This is a genomic window from Nocardia rhizosphaerae (assembly GCF_042650365.1).
GTDB lineage: Bacteria > Actinomycetota > Actinomycetes > Mycobacteriales > Mycobacteriaceae > Nocardia > Nocardia rhizosphaerae.
Genome location: NZ_JBHSBA010000003.1, coordinates 665,947 through 683,937, shown reverse-complemented (window position 1 = coordinate 683,937; position 17,991 = coordinate 665,947). Strand labels below are relative to the sequence as shown.

15 protein-coding genes are annotated in these 17,991 nt (G+C 68.7%); 9 read left to right on the top strand and 6 right to left on the bottom strand.

Features of this window, described 5'->3' with window-relative positions:
• Positions 1 to 71: 71 nt before the first annotated feature.
• The 3 genes from ACFOW8_RS04730 to ACFOW8_RS04720 all read left to right on the top strand — a co-directional run bounded on the left by ACFOW8_RS04730 (position 72) and on the right by ACFOW8_RS04720 (position 2,449).
• Positions 72 to 644 carry a TetR/AcrR family transcriptional regulator gene (locus ACFOW8_RS04730; protein ID WP_378545955.1) on the top strand — a complete coding sequence of 191 codons (573 nt, stop codon included), beginning with the start codon at positions 72 to 74 and terminating at the stop codon, positions 642 to 644.
• Positions 645 to 743: 99 nt separating this feature from the next.
• Positions 744 to 1,202 (top strand): SRPBCC family protein, encoded by a 459-nt coding sequence (locus ACFOW8_RS04725; protein WP_378545952.1) that lies wholly within the window; start codon positions 744 to 746, stop codon positions 1,200 to 1,202.
• Positions 1,203 to 1,246: 44 nt separating this feature from the next.
• Complete coding sequence (locus ACFOW8_RS04720; protein WP_378545949.1) at positions 1,247 to 2,449, top strand: low temperature requirement protein A; 1,203 nt, start codon at positions 1,247 to 1,249, stop codon at positions 2,447 to 2,449.
• On the opposite strand, the gene ACFOW8_RS04715 is transcribed toward ACFOW8_RS04720, so the two are convergent.
• The 3 genes from ACFOW8_RS04715 to ACFOW8_RS04705 all read right to left on the bottom strand — a co-directional run bounded on the left by ACFOW8_RS04715 (position 2,436) and on the right by ACFOW8_RS04705 (position 5,864).
• Positions 2,436 to 3,269 carry an ion transporter gene (locus tag ACFOW8_RS04715; RefSeq protein WP_378545946.1) on the bottom strand — a complete coding sequence of 278 codons (834 nt, stop codon included), beginning with the start codon at positions 3,267 to 3,269 and terminating at the stop codon, positions 2,436 to 2,438. The two genes, ACFOW8_RS04720 and ACFOW8_RS04715, sit on opposite strands and share 14 nt — an antisense overlap.
• A gap of 91 nt (positions 3,270 to 3,360) precedes the next feature.
• Positions 3,361 to 4,977: a GMC oxidoreductase gene (locus tag ACFOW8_RS04710; RefSeq protein ID WP_449289753.1), complete on the bottom strand. Its 1,617-nt coding sequence runs from the start codon at positions 4,975 to 4,977 to the stop codon at positions 3,361 to 3,363.
• Between the two features lie 116 nt (positions 4,978 to 5,093).
• On the bottom strand, positions 5,094 to 5,864 hold the full coding sequence (locus tag ACFOW8_RS04705) for a sulfite exporter TauE/SafE family protein (RefSeq protein WP_378545940.1): 771 nt from the start codon (positions 5,862 to 5,864) through the stop codon (positions 5,094 to 5,096).
• Between the two features lie 272 nt (positions 5,865 to 6,136).
• On the opposite strand from ACFOW8_RS04705, the gene leuA reads away from it, so the two are divergent.
• Complete coding sequence (gene leuA, locus ACFOW8_RS04700; protein ID WP_378545937.1) at positions 6,137 to 7,939, top strand: 2-isopropylmalate synthase; 1,803 nt, start codon at positions 6,137 to 6,139, stop codon at positions 7,937 to 7,939.
• 438 nt (positions 7,940 to 8,377) lie between these two features.
• The gene (locus tag ACFOW8_RS04695) at positions 8,378 to 9,991 is read left to right on the top strand and encodes a nucleotide-binding protein (protein ID WP_378545934.1); all 1,614 of its coding nucleotides are present in this window, start codon (positions 8,378 to 8,380) and stop codon (positions 9,989 to 9,991) included.
• Positions 9,992 to 9,997: 6 nt separating this feature from the next.
• On the opposite strand, the gene ACFOW8_RS04690 is transcribed toward ACFOW8_RS04695, so the two are convergent.
• Complete coding sequence (locus tag ACFOW8_RS04690) at positions 9,998 to 10,897, bottom strand: LysR family transcriptional regulator (RefSeq protein WP_378545931.1); 900 nt, start codon at positions 10,895 to 10,897, stop codon at positions 9,998 to 10,000.
• 72 nt (positions 10,898 to 10,969) lie between these two features.
• Here ACFOW8_RS04690 and ACFOW8_RS04685 point away from each other — a divergent pair, with 72 nt between their 5' ends.
• The 4 genes from ACFOW8_RS04685 to ACFOW8_RS04670 all read left to right on the top strand — a co-directional run bounded on the left by ACFOW8_RS04685 (position 10,970) and on the right by ACFOW8_RS04670 (position 15,844).
• Positions 10,970 to 11,899 carry an EamA family transporter gene (locus ACFOW8_RS04685; RefSeq protein WP_378545928.1) on the top strand — a complete coding sequence of 310 codons (930 nt, stop codon included), beginning with the start codon at positions 10,970 to 10,972 and terminating at the stop codon, positions 11,897 to 11,899.
• Positions 11,900 to 12,088: 189 nt separating this feature from the next.
• Complete coding sequence (locus ACFOW8_RS04680) at positions 12,089 to 13,840, top strand: hydroxysqualene dehydroxylase (protein ID WP_378545925.1); 1,752 nt, start codon at positions 12,089 to 12,091, stop codon at positions 13,838 to 13,840.
• Between the two features lie 67 nt (positions 13,841 to 13,907).
• Positions 13,908 to 15,143, top strand: coding sequence for a Mur ligase family protein (locus ACFOW8_RS04675; RefSeq protein ID WP_378545922.1), 1,236 nt, complete (start codon positions 13,908 to 13,910; stop codon positions 15,141 to 15,143).
• Positions 15,143 to 15,844 (top strand): type 1 glutamine amidotransferase, encoded by a 702-nt coding sequence (locus ACFOW8_RS04670; protein WP_378548472.1) that lies wholly within the window; start codon positions 15,143 to 15,145, stop codon positions 15,842 to 15,844. The genes ACFOW8_RS04675 and ACFOW8_RS04670 overlap by 1 nt, the downstream gene beginning before the upstream one ends.
• 126 nt (positions 15,845 to 15,970) lie before the next feature.
• On the opposite strand, the gene ACFOW8_RS04665 is transcribed toward ACFOW8_RS04670, so the two are convergent.
• Entirely contained in the window at positions 15,971 to 16,852 is an 882-nt protein-coding gene (locus ACFOW8_RS04665) for a bile acid:sodium symporter family protein (protein WP_378545915.1), read from the bottom strand.
• Positions 16,853 to 16,941: 89 nt separating this feature from the next.
• Positions 16,942 to 17,991: a zinc-binding metallopeptidase family protein gene (locus tag ACFOW8_RS04660; RefSeq protein WP_378545912.1), complete on the bottom strand. Its 1,050-nt coding sequence runs from the start codon at positions 17,989 to 17,991 to the stop codon at positions 16,942 to 16,944.

Sequence of the window (17,991 nt, the reverse complement as noted above, 5' to 3'; positions counted from 1 at the left end):
GGGTACCGCCTAAGCTGTTGTACTCTAAGTGAAGTGGTTTCAACGTAGTACTACAGACGGAGTGGTGTCAAGTGCGAACCAACCCCGAGCGGCGACAGGCTCTGCTCGACGCGGCCATCGAGGTACTGGCGAACGAAGGGGCGCGTGGACTCACCTTCCGCGCGGTGGACAAACAGGCGTCCGTGCCGATGGGCACCACCTCCAACTACTTCGCCAGCCGCGACGACCTGCTCACCCAGGCGGGCTCCCGCTTCTACGAGGTGGTGCAGCCGTCCGAGGAGACGCTGGCCTCGGTGAGCGAGGGCCCGAAGACCGTCGAGCACATCACCGCGCTGATGAAGGAGATCGTCGGCAGGCTCGAATCGCATCGCACCGCCTACCTCGCGCTGCTGGAATTGCGGCTCGAAGCGACCCGCCGTCCTGAGCTGCGCGCGGTGCTCACCGAACGGGTGCGCGCCGACCTGGATTTCAATGTCCGCAACCATCTGGCGTCCGGCCAGCCGGGCGACGAGGACTCGGTACTGCTGCTGTATCTGGCACTGAACTGGCTCATCGTCGAACACCTCACGCTGCCCGGATTGTTCACCGAGCAACAGAGCATGGCTCTCATCGAGACCGCCGTTGAGCGGGCCATTCGCAGCTGACCAGGTCAATCGTCCAGACCATAGACGTGTTGACGATCACTAGTACGGGTGTGCACAATCGGGGCTCGAAAGACTGCGGGGGTTCGGAGGATAGACAAGATGCGCTCGAAGATCGACATCCGATTCACCGTTGATGCGCCCATCGATCAGGTCATGGATGCGCTGCTGGCCGTCGATCACCTAGCCGCTTGGTCCCCGACCTACAGCGACGTCAGGATCGGCCCTCGCGACGCCGACGGCAGACCACGCCGAGTCTTCGTCACCGCCAAGTTCATGAACGACTCCGATTCCCAGGTCCTCGAGTTCTTCTGGGAACCCAACCGGGTGTCGTGGGAAGTGGTCGACAGCAGCCGCGGCTCCAAGGGACACGGCGTCTTCGAACTGTTCGAGAGCGCGGACGGCACCGACGTGGACCTACACGTCGAACTCGGCACCCCGCTGCCGGTCCCCGGCATCCTGTTCAACCGCACGCTCCGCAAGCAGTACGAGGAGGGCGTGGTGAACTTCATCGACTTCGCCGAGCGATTTCCAGAGGTAGAGGACTACGCCGTCGGCTAGCGTCTTTCCGCGCGAGCGGGGCCGCGCGATGCGACGATGAGCGCATGATCGGTACCCGACGGATACGGTTCCAGCAGGTCGCCGAAGGCGGCCTGGTGACCCAGCTCGAATTGTTCTTCGACCTCGTCATCGTCTTCGCCTTCACCATGGTCACCGCGATCGCCGCCGACGACCCGACCGCGGCGAATCTGCTGCGTGCCGGGCTCGTGCTCGCGCTGATGTGGTGGTTGTGGATCGCCTACGCCTGGCTCGGCAATGTGGTCAAGGCCGACGAGGGCATCACCAGGGTGGCGATCTTCGTCGCCATGGGTGGCGCGTTCATCGCCGCGCTCACCATTCCCGAGGCGTTCACCGATTTACCTGGCGGCTGGTTCGGGCCGCTGGTCTTCGCCATCGCCTACCTGGTGGTGCGGCTGGTGCACGTCGCGATCTTCTGGGTGGTCAGCGCGGAGGACCCGCAGCTGCGCGGACAGTTGCTGCGCTGGGCGCTCGGCTCGATCACCCTCGGCACCACGCTGCTCGTCGTCGCGGCGATGACCGACGGCGTCGTCCAGATCGCGCTGTGGATGGCGGCCATCGCCGGAGACATGATCTGGACCTGGCTGGCGGGCACCGACTGGCGGATCAACTCGGCCAAGCACTTCGCCGAGCGGCACGGGCTGATCATCATCGTCGCGCTCGGTGAATCGATCGTCTCGATCGGCATCGGGGTGGCGGGGCTGCCGATCTCCTGGCCGATCGTGGTCGGGTCGATGCTCGGTCTGGCCGTGTCAGGTCTGCTGTGGTGGCTGTACTTCGACGTCGCGGCCATCTCCATCGAGCACGCACTCGCCCATGCCAGGGGCAAACACCAGATCAAGATCGCGCAGAACAGCTACACCTACGGGCATTTCCCGATGATCGCCGGCATCATCGCGCTGTCGCTCGGACTGAAGAAGGTCCTCTACTACGTCGGTGATTCCTCGCACCACACGCTCACCGATGCGCTCTACGGCATCCCGCTCGGCGCGCTCTACGGCGGGCCCGCGATCTTCCTGCTCGCCCTGGTGGCGGCGAAATACGCGGCGACCACGTCGGTGACGATCCCGCGCATCGTGGTCGCGGCCCTGCTGTTCGCGCTGATCCCGGTGGCCGCGAACCTGCCCGCGCTGGTCTCGCTCGCCCTGCTCTGCGCGCTGCTCGCGGCGCTGGTGATCTTCGAGACCGTGCGGTACGCGCAGCCGCGGGATCAGCTCAGGCACGCTTGATCTGCGAGAGGTGGTGGCGCACGCCGTGCTCGTCGGGCGTCACCCCTCTCTGCGCCGGCGGCACCTTGATCCCGGCGCGCACCGCGTCGTTGATCTGATCGAGGTTCTCCCTGAGCATGTCGGCCACCAACTCGTCGGTGCGCGGGTCGGCGAGCAGCTCGTGCAGCATCCGGTAGACGGTGGCCGAGATCAGCCGGACGATCTCGTCGTGGAACGGCACGTAGCGCAGTTTGCTGGTGGCCGGATCGTTCTTGATCAGATCCACGATCATCTGGTCGACCTCGGCGTGGTTCTCCTCCAGCGCCGCGGCGATGTTCTTGGTGTAGTGGCCGGCGCGCAGCACCTTGGAGACCTCGTCGAGGATCGCGACGGTCATCGGGCGCTTGATCACGTCGACGATGGTGCCGACGAACCGGTTCACGATCGTCGCGGTGACCCGCTCGCCCAACGCCCGGTCGGCGACGCGGCCGAGCCGGATCAGGATCACCACGATGCGCAGCAACCGGAAGCCGCGGAAGATCGGGCTGGTCACCGGGATCATGCCGAGGACCTCGTACCAGTAGATGAACGGGTACGTCCACGGCCATCCCGCCCGCCGCCAGCGCCACAGGAACTCGAGCAGGAAGATCCCGCAGATCGTCCAGTCGACGACCACGATCGTCTGATAGGTCCGGCCGGAGACCGGAAAGAAGGTGATCCAGCCGACCAATACCACCGAGACGATCGCCAGGACCAGCATGAACAGGTCGCCGCGCAGTGTCGGGGTCTTCGAACGCACGTCCGGCACCGTCTCGACCTGCTCGATACCCGGTGCGGCCACGTGCCTGCTCCCTTCGAACGCCGTCGTTCCTGCGAGGGTAGCGGCCGGATCGGCGCGCACCGGCCAGTTCACGATGTCGGTCGACGCGGTGTCAGCGACCGGCTGCGACGATCGCCGCGATATTGCGCTCGGCCAGTGCCGTGATGGTGAGCGAGGGGTTTACCGTCGCGGTGCTGCCGGGGATGGCCGCGCCGTCCATCACATAGAGACCGGGATGACCGTGCACGCGACCGAAGGCGTCGGTGGCCTTGCCGAGCACAGCGCCACCGAGCGGATGCGCGGTGAACTGGGCGTTCGCGTCGTAGCCGAGCGCGCCGTATTCGGCGAGCGCGCCCGCCCGGTCGGCGATCCGGTGATCGATCGCCCGCGCCGCGTCGACGACGGCCTGCTGTACACCGGTCGACCAGCTCAGCCCGACCCCATCGGTGGCCGGGTCGTAACCGAAGCCTGCCCTGGCCGGATCGAGCACCATCCCGAGCGAGGCCAGCGCGCCGGTCTCGAACGGAACGCCGGGGATGTACCAGTTCTCCAGAGTGAGCGCAACGCTCGACTCGTCGAAGATGCGGCTCGCGCTCGGCACACCCTGGCCGTGCCCGGCGACCGAGCTCGCGCCGCGGGCGAGCACCACGTCACCGTTGGTGCCCCAGCCCGCGCCGACGTGTTCGTTGAGGTCGGGCAGCGCACCGGTGGCCCTGGCCCGGACCAGCAGCTCGGAGGTGCCGATCGACCCCGCGCCGAGGAACAGCTTGTCGCAGGTGAGCGTGCGGGTGGCGAGGACGGCGCCGGTCGGGTCCAGTTTCGTCACGGTGACCACGAATTTGCCGCCCGCGTCCTGCGCGATGGTGTCGACGCGGTGACCGGGGTACACCTGAGATCTACCGGTCTCGGCGGCGTAGCGCAGGTAGTTCTGGTTCAGATCGAACTTGGCGCCGTTGGAATTGCCCAGGTTGGAGCGGGCCGCGGTGGCCGAGGCGCGGGAGGTGCCCGCCAGCTCGCCGCGCAGGATGTCCCAGGTGAAGATCGAGTCGTTGGGCACCGGCTGGTAGCCGGCGGCGCGGACCTGGTCGTCCCAGGCACGCGAATGCGCGAACGGATCCGAGTGGTAGATGTCGGCGGGCATGGTGTCCAGGCGCAGCATCTGGCGCACCTTCGGGTAATACACCCGCTCGAGCTCGCCGTAGTCGACGACGCCGCCGAAGACCTGGTCGAACAGCCTGCGCTCCGGCGCGACCATGGCACCGGTGAAGATCACCGAGCCGCCGCCGACCGCGGCCGCGCGCCACACATCGATGCCGGGGTATTCGGTCACGTCGAGCACGCCGCCGAACGCACCGAAGCGCATCGGTACCTTGGTGACACCGGTGAAGGTGGTGCGATGCCAGAAACCGCGACCGTCGGGCAGGTCGTCGCCGGTGAAGATCTCCCGCCACGGGTCGTTCGGCCAGCGCGAACCCCGTTCGAGCACGGTGTTGGTGATCCCGGCCTCGGCCAACCGCAGCGCGGTGACGGCGGCACCGAAGCCGGACCCGACGACGATGGCCTCGGTATGCGCCGGTGCGTCCGGGATCGGGGCGAAGATCTCCGGCACCCAGGACCGGAACATCACCTCCCGCGGATCCGCCGTGGCCGGCGGCATCGTCAGCGTCGTCCCCACGGCACCGGCGAGCGCCGCCAGACCCGTCGCCTTGAAGAAGGCGCGTCTGTGCACCAGGCCACCTCCCTCATCACGCATGGCCGAGCGCAGAATACCGCGCCGACCCGACAAATCGCCCGCTCGCGTCCGCATTTGTCGTAAGTCACGAAGGGCGCGGGCGCTCCCGTATCTCAGCCCGAGGTGAGCAAGCGGATTACTGCGATGGTGCCGACGATGACGATCACCGCGCGAAGCACGTTGGGCGGTAGTCTGCGGCCGACCTTCGCGCCGAGCTGGCCGCCGATGATCGAGCCGATCGCGATCAGCGCGACGGCCTGCCAGTTCACCTCGGCGATCACGATGAAGATCGCCGCCGATACCGCGTTGACGAGCAGCGCGAGCACGTTCTTCACCGCGTTGAGCCGCTGGATGTCCTCATGCACGAACACCCCGAGCAGGCCGAGCAGCAGCACGCCCTGGGCGGCGCCGAAGTAGCCGCCGTAGATGCCGGTGCCGAACACCGCGACGAGCAGGATGGGCCCGCCGTGCGCGGGGGAAGGGGCGTCGCCGTCGTCCCTGCGCGCCTTCACCCACGCCGCCAGCCGCGGCTGGACCACTACCAGGACCAGCGCCGCGATGATCAGCACCGGCACGATCGCCTTGAACGCCTCGGCGGGCATGGTGAGCAGCAGGATCGCGCCGGTGATACCGCCGAGCAGCGAGGCGGTGCCGAGTTGCAGCAGCCGGGACCGCTGTCCGGCCAGCTCGCGGCGGTAGCCGATCACCCCGCTGATCGATCCGGGCACCAGGCCGATCGTGTTGGAGACATTCGCCGTCACCGGTGGCAGCCCGAACGCGAGCAGCGCCGGGAAGGTGATCAGGGTCCCGGAACCGACGATCGTGTTGATCCCGCCCGCGGCGATTCCCGCGACCAGCACGGCCAATTGCTCAAACCAGGTCATCCGAATTCCTTTGTGCCGTCTCGTCGGACGCGGCGGTCCGTACAAGCGCGCTTTCCCCCGGAGAACCGTACCGGCTGGTAGGGGCAGCGGATTCGCCAGGCCGCTTACCAGCGGGGCATCACACACGGTAAGCTCGGGGAATCATGCAGCGGGCACTTCTTCTCGGCCGCCGCGACGGGTTCTGATACGGACCGGCTCCCGTCGCGGGGTTCCAACGCGCCGGTCGACCCGCTCCCACCAGGGAATCCACCACACCCCACGGAGAATCTTGCATGTCCTCGGCTGACGCATTCGTATCCGCTTCGCGCACCATCACGGCCCCCGGCAAACCCGCACCGGCCGACCAGCCCGCCTGGAACAACCAGAAGAACTCGTCGATGCCCGCGTTCCGGTATCGCCCCTTCGCCGAAGAGGTCGAGCCGATCACGCTGCCCGACCGCACCTGGCCCGACAAAGTCATCGACCGCGCGCCCGCGTGGTGTGCCGTCGACCTGCGCGACGGCAACCAGGCGCTCATCGACCCGATGAGCCCGGCCCGTAAGCGCCGCATGTTCGACCTGCTGGTGCGGATGGGCTACAAGGAGATCGAGGTCGGGTTCCCGGCCGCGAGCCAGACCGATTTCGATTTCGTCCGCGAGATCATCGAGGACGGCGCCATCCCGGCCGACGTCACCATCCAGGTGCTCACCCAGTGCCGTCCCGAACTGATCGAGCGCACCTTCGAGGCGTGCAACGGCGCACCGAACGTGATCGTGCACTTCTACAACTCCACCTCCATCCTGCAGCGCCGGGTGGTGTTCCGGGCCGAGCGCGAGGCGGTGAAGAAGATCGCCACCGACGCGGCCACGCTGTGCCTGGAGATCGAGCAGCGCTACCCGGACACCGAGTGGCGCTACGAGTACAGCCCGGAGTCCTACACCGGCACCGAACTGGACTACGCCCGTGAGGTCTGCGACGCGGTCTCGGCGATCATCGCGCCGACGCCGGACAAGCCGCTGATCATCAACCTGCCGGCCACCGTCGAGATGGCCACCCCGAACGTGTACGCCGACTCGATCGAGTGGATGCACCGCAACCTGGCCCGCCGCGACTCGATCGTGCTGTCGCTGCACCCGCACAACGACCGCGGCACCGCTGTGGCCGCCGCGGAGCTGGGCTACCAGGCCGGCGCCGACCGGATCGAGGGCTGTCTGTTCGGTAACGGCGAGCGCACCGGCAACGTGTGCCTGGTGACCCTGGGTATGAACATGTTCTCGCGGGGCATCGACCCGCAGATCAACTTCGCCGATATCGACGAGATCCGCCGCACGGTCGAGTACTGCAACCAGCTGCCGGTGGCCGAGCGGCACCCCTACGGCGGCGACCTGGTGTACACCGCGTTCTCCGGCAGTCACCAGGACGCCATCAACAAGGGCCTGGACGCGATGAAGGCCGCCGCCGACGCGCAGAACGCCGACGTGGCCGACATCGTCTGGGAGGTGCCGTACCTGCCGATCGATCCCAAGGATGTCGGCCGTACCTATGAGGCCGTGATCCGGGTGAATTCGCAGTCCGGCAAGGGCGGCGTGGCCTACATCATGAAGACCGATCACGGGCTGGTGCTGCCGCGCCGCCTGCAGATCGAGTTCTCCCAGGCCGTCCAGGCGATCACCGACGGTGAGGGTGGCGAGGTGACGCCCAAGGAGATGTGGGACGTCTTCGCCACCGAGTACCTGAACCCCATCCTGCCGCTGGAGCGGATGCGGCAGATCGTCACCGCGGCCGAGACCGACGGCGGCGTCGACTCGATCGTCGCGACCGTGAAGGTCGACGGCGTGGAGCAGGAGATCACCGGTTCGGGCAACGGCCCGCTCGCCGCGTTCGTCGACGCCATCGCCACGGTCGGGTTCGACGTACGGGTGCTCGACTACAGCGAGCACGCCATGTCGGCCGGTGACGACGCCCAGGCCGCCGCCTACGTCGAGGTCGCCGTCGGTGACAAGGTCGTGTGGGGCGTCGGCATCGCCACCTCCATCACCACCGCTTCCCTGCGCGCCGTCGTCTCCGCGGTCAACCGGGCCGCCGCCACCCGCTGAGTCACCTCCGAAGGGGCCGGTTCACCCGAACCGGCCCCTTCGCCATACCCATCACCCCCCGCCACCGACACCGCGCTCCAACAACCCCCGCAGCCGCACCACCCAACCCAGCCCCGTACGACCCGACCTCGAGGAGGGTCCGCCGACGAAGTCGGCGGTCGCGGCCCGTCCCGTCGATCAGGCGCCGTTGCGCAAGCGACGAAGGAGCAAGCAACGGTGCCTGATCGACGGGACCCCAGGGGGCCGCGACTCGAGCGCGCCAGCGCTCCAACTAGCACCGTGCTAGCGTTTTACTGCACATTCAGCGCCGAGCTTCCTGCTCGTTCCAGCGAGCAAGTGGGGGAACCTGTGACCAACAACGACCAAAATCCGACCTCTCCGCCCTGGCTGCAGAGTCCGTCGGCTGAGACGGCCGACGCTGCGTCCGGTTCCGCCGGTGTGAGCACGGTGGCCGACGAGATCGAGTCCGCGGATTCCGCCGTCGAACCGGCTGCCGCGCCGCCGCAGGCGGCCGAGCCGGAGCCGCAAGCCGGGCTCGCCGAGCAGACAGTGTTCCATCCCGGCGGCTTCGCGCCAGGTCCGTGGGCGCCCAGCGCGGTGCCGGATCCGTATCAGAGCGGGGGCGCGCATCCGGTGGCACCGATTCCGGACGGGCAGCCGTACCAGGGGCAGCCCGTCACCGGCGAACAGCCGTACCCGGGCGCGCAGCCGACCGGCGAACAGCCGTACCCCGGCCCGCAGCCGACCGGCGAACAGCCGTATCCGGGTCAGCAGCCGACCGGCGAGCAGCCGTACCCCGGCACACCGCAGTACCCCGGCGCGGAGCAGCAACCGCAGTTCCCGCAGGAGCAGCCGCCACAGTCCGACGCCATCTACAGCTGGGCGCCGCCCCCGCCGCCGATGTATCAGCAGCCGATGCCGGGCGGGATGCCCGGTCAGCTGCCCGGCCAGCAGCTGCCGCAGGGCCAGCCGCCGATGCCGCCGCAGCCGGGGCAGTGGCAGGGCGGGCCGGCTCAGCAGCCGTTCCAGCCGCAGCATGTCACCGCGCCCGGCCAGCCAGGGCATTCGGTCAACGACCTGAATCTGCTCAAGCGGGCGCGGAAGGCGCCGCGCAGCGGATGGCGGCGCGCGGTCCACAAGGCGTCCGGCGGCATGATCAATCCCGGTGAGTCGGCGGCCGACGTCGTCCACCGCGATCTGGCGGAGCGGGTCAACCAGCCGGTCCGCGGTGATTACCGGATCGCGATCCTCTCGCTCAAGGGCGGTGTCGGCAAGACCACAACCACAGTCGGCCTGGGCTCCACCTTCGCCTCGCAGCGCGGTGATCGCGTCATCGCCATCGACGCCAACCCCGACCTCGGCACGCTGGCGCACCGGGTGCCGAGGCAGACCCGCTCGACAGTGCGCAATCTGCTCGAGGACCAGAACATCACCAGGTACTCGGACGTGCGAGCACACACCTCGCAGGCTCCGAGCCGGCTGGAAGTGCTTGCCTCCGAGCAGGATCCGGCCGTGTCGGAGGCCTTCAGCGAGGCCGACTACCGCAAGGCCATCGGGATCCTGCAGTCGTTCTACAACATCATCCTCACCGACTGCGGCACCGGCCTGATGCACTCGGCGATGTCGGGTGTGCTCGATATGGCGAGCTCGCTGGTGCTGGTCACCTCGCCCGCGATCGACGGTGCGCGCAGCGCCTCGGCGACGCTGGACTGGCTCGATCACCACGGCTATTCCAAGCTGGTCGAGCGCACGGTCGTGGTGGTGAACGCCTCGCGCCGCGGCGCATCGACGGTCGATCTGGACCAGCTGCGCAAGCTGTTCCTCGACCGCACCCGCGCCGTGCAGATCGTCCCGTTCGACGATCACCTGGCCGAGGGCGCCGAGATCGACCTCGAGCTGGTCAGCAAGCCGACCCGGCGCGCGCTGCTCGAACTGGCCGCCATGGTCGCCGACGACTTCGGCTACCACGGCATGCAGCAGGGTCAGCAGTTCACGCCGCAGGGCCAGCCGTACCAGGGTCAGCAGCCGTACCAGCAGCCCGGCCAGTTCTGAGGCCGGTCAGCCCGCGCCGACTGTGTGCGCCGCGGCCTCGAACGCGTCGAGGACCGCGGCGATCGCAGGCCGCCGGTGCGCTTGCGGCCGGGTGAGGATCTCGTACACGCGCGCCGCGCGCACCCCGGCCAGCCGCAGCACCGACAGCTCGGGGTGGGCTACGGCATACCTCGGCATCAGCGCGACGCCGTAGCCGGACGCCACGACCGTCTCGATCACGCGGAAGTCGTTGAGCCGCTGCGCGATCCGGGGACGAACCCCGGTGACGGTGGCGATCGAGTTCAGCACGTCGTCGACCGGGAATCCGCCGCGCACGCTCACCCATGTCTCCTCGGCGAGTTCCTCGGGCCGCACCGACGGCCTGCCTGCGAGCGGATGGGTCGGCGCGACGACGACATCGATCGGCTCGCGCATCAGCACTCGTGCCGCGAGCCGCGGTCCCGCTGGCGACGGCGCGCGCTCGTCGCGGTGGGTGAGCACGATGTCGTAGTCGGCCAGCAGTTTCCCCGCGGTCGTCGGTGGCAGATCCTCGTCCCCGGCGACGATCTCCACACCGCTGCCCGCGAGCGCGCCGAGCACCGGCGGCAGCAGCAGCGCGGCGCCGGAGGGGAACAGCCCCACCCGCACCTGCCCGCGCGGTGAGCCGCGGTAGTGCGCCATCTCGGCGGCGGCCCGCTCCATGGCGGCGAGGACGTCGTCGGCGCGCAGCACCAGCGCGTGGCCCGCGTCGGTGAGCCGTACCCGGCGTCCGTCGGGTTCGAGCAGCGCGACGCCCGCTTCCCTGGCGAGCACCTTCAACTGCTGTGACACCGCCGACGGCGTCATCGACAGCGCTTCGGCCACCGCTGCGACGGTGCCGCGATCGGCCAGCTCTCGCAGGATGCGCAGCCGCTCGACAGAGAACATGAAGTAAAACTACTTCATCGATCCACTTTTATTAGATTGTCCTGAACCTTTAGCAGACCGCACGATAACTGCGTGACCACCCGTGACCGCCTGCTCGGACTGACCGTCGTCGTGCTCTGGGGCCTGAACTTCCTGGCAATCCGGATCGGACTCGACCACTTCCCGCCGTTCTTCTTCGCCGCGCTGCGGTTCGCGGTCATCGCGATTCCGGTGCTGATGTTCGTTCCACGGCCCATAGTGCGCACCCGGTGGCTGCTGCTGTACGGCGTCGGTTTCGGCATCCTGCAGTTCGCGTTCCTGTTCACCGCCATGCGGGTGGGCATGCCGACCGGGCTCGCCTCGCTGGTCCTGCAATCCTCGGCGCCGTTCACGGTGGTGCTCGGCGCGGTCCTGCTGCGTGAGCGGCTGCGGCCGGTACAGGTCGCCGGATTGGCGGTCGCGATGCTCGGCATGGTCGTCATCGGCGCGGACCGCCTGGCGAACGCGACCCTGCTACCGGTACTGCTGACCTTGGCGGGCGGCCTCGGATGGGCGTTCGGCAATATCGGCGCCAGGCAGGCCGGTGCCGATTCCCCCGGCTTCGACCCGCTGCACCTCACGCTGTGGATGTCAGTGGTCCCGGTGCTGCCGCTGCTGGCGCTGTCGCTGGCTGTCGAGGGGCCTGACACCGGTTTCCGTGCGCTCGGCACCGCGGTGTCGACGGCCGACGGCCTGCCCGCCCTGGCCGCGCTCGCCTACATCGCGATCCTGGCCACGGTGTGCGGTTCCGGCCTGTGGACGTATCTGATGAGCCGCTACCCGGCGGGCACCGTGGCGCCATTGTCCCTGCTCGTGCCGGTCGTCGGCATCGGCGCGGCGTGGGCGGTGTTCGACGAGCAGCCATCGGTGGCCACGCTGCTCGGCGGGGTGATCGTGATCGCGGGCGCCTTCGCCGCGACGAGCGCCCGCCCGCTGCGGCGCACGCGGGCGCCGAAACCCGACCGGAGCCTCGTTCAGGTCTGACGTCCAATTCCGCCGACACCCGCGCCCCCGCTGGCTAGCATGTGACCGGTCGCGCGATGCGTTTCCGCGCGACCGGTCGGTTTCGGGCGTGGACGAACGACAGTGCGGGCCGTGCGGGCCAGGTCTTCGACGCGCTCTAGAGTGTTGGCAAATTGCAGGCAAAACTCGAGCAAGGCAGCTGAACAGCGTATGGCGGAACAGCGGGTGCCCGTTTCGCGAAGATCCTTTCTTCGCGGCACGGTCGCAGCGGGGGTCGTGTCGGCGGGGGCAGTGGCGGGATCGCCAGGAATCGCGCTGAGCGCGCCACCCGGTCGCCGGGTCGCGGTGCTCGGCGGTGGCGTCGCCGGGCTGAGCGCCGCTCATGAGCTGGCCGAACGCGGTTTCGAGGTCACCGTCTACGAGGCGAGGGCGCTCGGCGGCAAGGCCCGCAGCGTCGCGGTGCCCGGCACCGGCCGCGACGGCAGGCCCGATCTGCCCGGCGAGCACGGGTTCCGGTTCTTCCCCGGCTTCTATCAGAACCTGCCCGACACCATGCGCCGGATCCCGGTCGCAGGCAATCCGGAGGGCGTCTGGAACAACCTGCTCAGCGTGCCGGAGGCCCGGTTCTCCCGTCGCGACGGCGACGACATCTCCCTCGCCCTGCCCGGCAGCTTCGCCGCGGCGAACCTCCATCCGAACGCGATCAGGGAGACCCTCGCGGGCACCATCGCGACGATGTCGAAGATGCCGGCGACAGAAGCCGCCTACTTCGCGAACCGGCTGCTGGTGTTCAACAGCAGTTGCGACGCCCGCCGGTTCGGCCAGTGGGAGCACACCTCCTGGCAGGAGTTCGTGCAGGGCCACGCGCGCTCGCACGAGTTCCGCGCGCTGGTCTCGCGCTCGCTCACCAGCATCATGGTCGCGGCCAAGGAGAACCTGGCCAGCACCCGCACCATCGGCGGCATGGGTGAGCAGTTCCTCGGCAATCCGCTCGGCCTCGGCAACGACGGCGGGCTGGACCGGGTGCTCAACAACCCCACCAATATCGCCTGGATCGACCCGTGGGTGGCCCATCTGCGCGGACTCGGCGTACGGTTCGAGCTCGGCGCGCGGGTCACCGAACTCGTGGTGCGGGACAGGCGGATCGGCGCCGCCAGGATCAGCGGGGGCACGACCGTCGAGGCCGACTACTTCGTGCTGGCGCTGCCGGTCGAGCAGGCGCGCAAGCTCTGGTCGCCGCGGGTGCTCGAGCTGGCGCCGGAACTGGCCGCCACCGAACGGCTGTTCGTCGACTGGATGAACGGCATCCAGCTCTATTTCCGCACGCCACTGCGCATTTCCCGCGGACATACCGCCTATGTGGATTCGCCGTGGTCGCTCACCTCGATCAGCCAGAACCAGCTGTGGACGCGCACGCTACCCGGTTTCGGCGACGGCACGGTGGCCGACTGCCTCTCGGTCGACATCTCCGATTGGCACACCCCCGGCATGCTGTTCGGCAAGCCGGCGATCGCGTGCACGCACGAGGAGATCTTCCGCGAGGTATGGGCCCAGCTCAGCGCGCACCTCAACGATCGCGAGCAGTTGCTTCGCCCCGCCGAGGTGCATTCGTGGTTCCTCGACCCCGGCATCACCTGGCAGGGCGACCGCAACGCGAACGCCGACCCGCTGCTGATCAACACCGCCGGCTCGTGGGATGCGCGGCCGGAACCACACGGCTCGATCGAGAATCTGTTCCTCGCAGGCGACTACGTGCGCACCGACGTCGACCTCGCGACGATGGAGGGCGCCAACGAATCGGCACGGGCCGCGGTCAACGCGCTGCTCGACGTGGCGGGATCGCACGCCGAACGGTGCCAGACCTTCCGGCTGCGCCGCACCCCGGAGCTGGAACCGCTGCGGGTAGCCGACGCCCAACGTTACGCCGACGGCCTGCCCAACATGTTCGACGAGCCAGTCTGAGCTGGGCCGACGCACCTCACACCGCTCCCCTACCCGGCGCGTAACACGCCACACATAGACTCTCGGCGTGGCAGACATCTCGGTGCGTGGGCGCCTGGCCTTGCGAGCGGCGGCGGCAGCGTCGTGGGCTTCGCAGAAGGCGGGCCGCGGCAAGGGTTCGATGATCGGCGGACTGATCGCCCTGAAGATCGATCCGACGATCATGACCCAGCTCGGGCGGGGCAGGCGCACGGTGCTGATCACCGGCACCAACGGCAAGTCCACGACCACCAGGATGACCACGGCGGCGCTCGGCACGCTCGGCCGGGTCGCCACCCAGGCCGACGGCGCCAATATGGACGCCGGCATCGTCGCCGCGCTGAGCGTGCACCAGGGGGTGCCGCTGGCCGCGATCGAGGTCGACGAACTGCACCTGCCGCACGTCAGCGACGCGCTCGACCCGGCCGCCGTGGTGCTGCTCAATCTGAGCCGCGACCAGCTGGACCGGGTCGGCGAGATCAATATGATCGAACGCAAGCTGCGGGCGGGACTGGCCCGCCACCCCGACACCGTCGTCGTCGCCAACTGCGACGACGTGCTGGTCGCCTCCATCGCCTACGACCATCCCCAGGTGGTGTGGGTGTCGGCGGGCAGCGGCTGGGCCGTCGACGCGACCAGCTGCCCGCGCAGTGGTGAGCCGATCGTCTGGGAAGGCGAGAACTGGCACTCCACCGGCGCCGATTTCCATCGCCCGCAACCGGATTGGTGGCTCGAAGGCGAAGACCTTTGCGGCCCCGACGGTTTCCGCGCGCCGCTGCATCTGGCCCTGCCCGGCCGAGCCAACCGCGGCAATGCCGCGCAGGCGGTCGCCGCGGCGGTCGCCATGGGCGCCGAACCGGTCAAGGCCACCGACGCCACCGGCACCGTGCGCGAGATCGCGGGCCGCTATCGCACCGTCACCGTCGGCGAGCACGACGCTCGACTGCTGCTCGCCAAGAACCCGGCGGGCTGGCAGGAGGCGCTGTCGATGATCGAGCCCACGTCGGCGGGGCTGGTGATCGCGGTGAACGGGCAGGTGCCAGACGGCGAGGACCTGTCCTGGCTGTGGGATGTGCGCTTCGAACACTTCGAGGGCGTGCAGGTGGTGGCGGCGGGCGAACGCGCCACCGACCTCGCCGTGCGCCTCACCTACGCGGGCGTCGAGCACACTCTGATCCCCGATCCGCTGCGCGCGATCGAATCCTGCCCGGCCGGGCACGTCGAGGTGCTGGCCAACTACACCGCGTTCCGCGATCTCAACCGCGATCTGGAGGCCCGCCCGTGATCCGTATCGGCCTCGTGCTGCCCGACGTGATGGGCACCTACGGCGACGGCGGCAACGCCCTGGTACTGCGCCAGCGGCTGCGCATGCGCGGCTACGACGCCGAGATCGTCGAGATCACCCTCGCCGACCCGGTACCCGACTCCTTCGACATCTACACCCTCGGCGGCGCCGAGGACTCCGCCCAGCGCCTGGCCACCCGGCACCTGCAGAAGTACCCCGGCCTGCAACAGGCCGCCGCCAAGGGCGCCCCCGTGCTCGCCATCTGCGCCGCCATCCAGGTCCTCGGCAACTGGTACGAGACCTCCTCCGGCGAAAAGGTCGACGGGGTAGGACTTTTCGACGTCACCACCTCCCCCCAGGAAACTCGCGCCATCGGCGAGGTCACCACCACCCCGGTCCTCGACGGCCTGTCCGCCCCGCTGACCGGCTTCGAGAACCACCGCGGCGGCACCACCCTCGGCCCCGCCGCCACCCCCCTTGCCAAGGTGACCCGCGGCGTGGGCAACGGCGTCGGCGACGGCACCGAAGGCGTCGTCCAGGGCTCCGTCATCGGCACCTACCTGCACGGCCCGGCCCTGGCCCGCAACCCCGAACTAGCCGACCTCCTCATCGCCCGCGCCCTCGGCATTCCCCCCACCGACCTACCCCCCCTCGACCTCCCCGTCGTAGACCGCCTCCGCCGCGAACGCCTCCGCGCCTAGCGGGGTCAGCAGGGCGGGGTCGCGACGTCGTAGGTGAGGCAGTGCTACCGACTACGCGTTCGGGCAGGTCAGCCGAGCCGACGAGCTTTCCCGACGCCCGGAGAACCGCCTCGACGCGTTCACTGTTCACTCCGCGACGGCGGGAACCGAGGTGCGTCGGCGGGTGATGAGGAAGCCGAAGGCGGCGGCCAGCGGGAACATCAGTACGCCGTAGATCGCGGCGGGGATGGCCAGTTCGGTGCTGTCGAGGACGCTGATGGCGATGGTGATGGCGATGGTGCTGTTGTGGATGCCCACCTCCATGGAGCAGGCGATGGCCTGGCGGTCCGGCACGCCGAGCAGGCGGGGGACGAAGTAGCCGATGGTCAGGCTGGTCAGGCAGAACAGCACGGTGATAGCGCCGACCTCGCCGAGCGAATCGGCGAGGGTGTCGGATTCGGCGGCGATGGTGCCGAGGATCACCAGCAGCAGGATCAGCGCGGACCCGATCCGCACCGGACGGTCCATCCGGTCGGCGAACGCCGCCGACCGGCGGCGCACCAGCATGCCGAGTCCGACCGGAACGAGCACGATGGCGAACACCTGCACCACCTTGCCGAATTGCAGACCCACCGATTCCCCGCCGTCGGCCGGATCGAAGTAGCCGATCGCGAAGTTGGTGACCAGCGGCAGGGTGACCACGGCGATGATCGAATTCACCGCGGTCAGCGAGACATTCAGCGCAACGTCACCACGGAACAGGTGACTGAACAGATTCGCGGTGGTCCCACCCGGTGACGCGGCGAGCAGCATCATGCCGACGGCGAGGAGCGCGGGCAGGTCGAACAGCAGCACCAGCCCGAACGCGACGGCGGGCAACGCGATCAGCTGGCACAGCAGCGCGATGGCGACGGTGCGCGGGCTCTTGGCGATACGGGTGAAATCGGTGACGGTGAGTGAGAGTCCGAGTCCGAACATGATCACGGCCAGCGCCAGTGGCAGCCCGACGGAAACAAGGGGAGAGTTCATAGCCATCCTCAGCATGCATTGAGACGCGCTCGTCTCAATCGAGAGAATAGCCGCACTGTGACCCAGGTCGCAGTCGAACGTGGATTTTCCTAGACGCTCACAGTGCTGTGCTCGCAGAGTTCGTGCACGAAACGCATCTTCTCCAGCACGCGCTCCGGCAGCACGAACGGGTAGAGGTCGTCGTGACCCATCGAGCGGTTCACCATGTTCAGCGACCAGGCCAGCGGCAGCCACAGTTCGATGATCTTGTCGAACCCGGCCCGCCCGACCTGCGGGCGGTCCAGCGTCGCGCCCGCGGGCGCGAGACCGAACGCGGCCGCGGTGTCGAGGGTGTCGCGGATGTGCAGATAGTGGGCGAAGGTCTCGGCCCAGTCCTCGGCCGCGTGCATGGTGGCGTAGGAGGAGACATAGTCGTCCTCCCAGCCGGGCGGGGCGCCATGGGAGTAGTGGGCGTCCAGCGCGGCCTGGTAGTCGGCGTACGGGTCGCCGAACAGCTCCCTGAACCGGTGCAGCGCATCGTCACCGGTGACGAGCACGGTGAAGTAGTAGTGCCCGATCTCGTGCCGGAAGTGCCCGAGCAGCGTGCGGTACGGTTCGGCCATCTCGATCCGCAACTGCTCGCGATGTGGATCGTGCGCCTCGGCCAGATCGAGGGTGACCACCCCGTCCAGGTGTCCGGTGAGCACCCCGTCGGTACCGCTGGAGAGCAGATCGAAGGCGAGTCCGTGCTCGGGATCGACATCGCGGCCGACGATCGGCAACTCGAGTTCGGCCAGTTCGAAGATCAATCTGCGCTTGGCGGCCTCGGCCTCGGCGAAGGCGGCCAGTCCCGCGGCATCGGCGTCGTTGGGCCTGGTGCGGGTGAGCGCGCACGACTCGCACAGCAGTGGGCCATCGGTATCGCCGGTGCTCGGCACCAGCCAGTTGCATTGCGCCACATGCAGGTTGTCGCACAGCCGGAACCGGTCGCCGTCGACGACGCCGCCCGCGTGATCGATCGCCGCGTCACCGGGCGGATCCCCGATCACCACCAGCGCGCGTTCCCGCAGGCTGAACCCGAGCGGGCTCGAGCACGACAGGCACACCGAGTTCTCGAAAGCCAGCTGCTGGCCGCAATTCGGGCAACCGAAATCACGCAA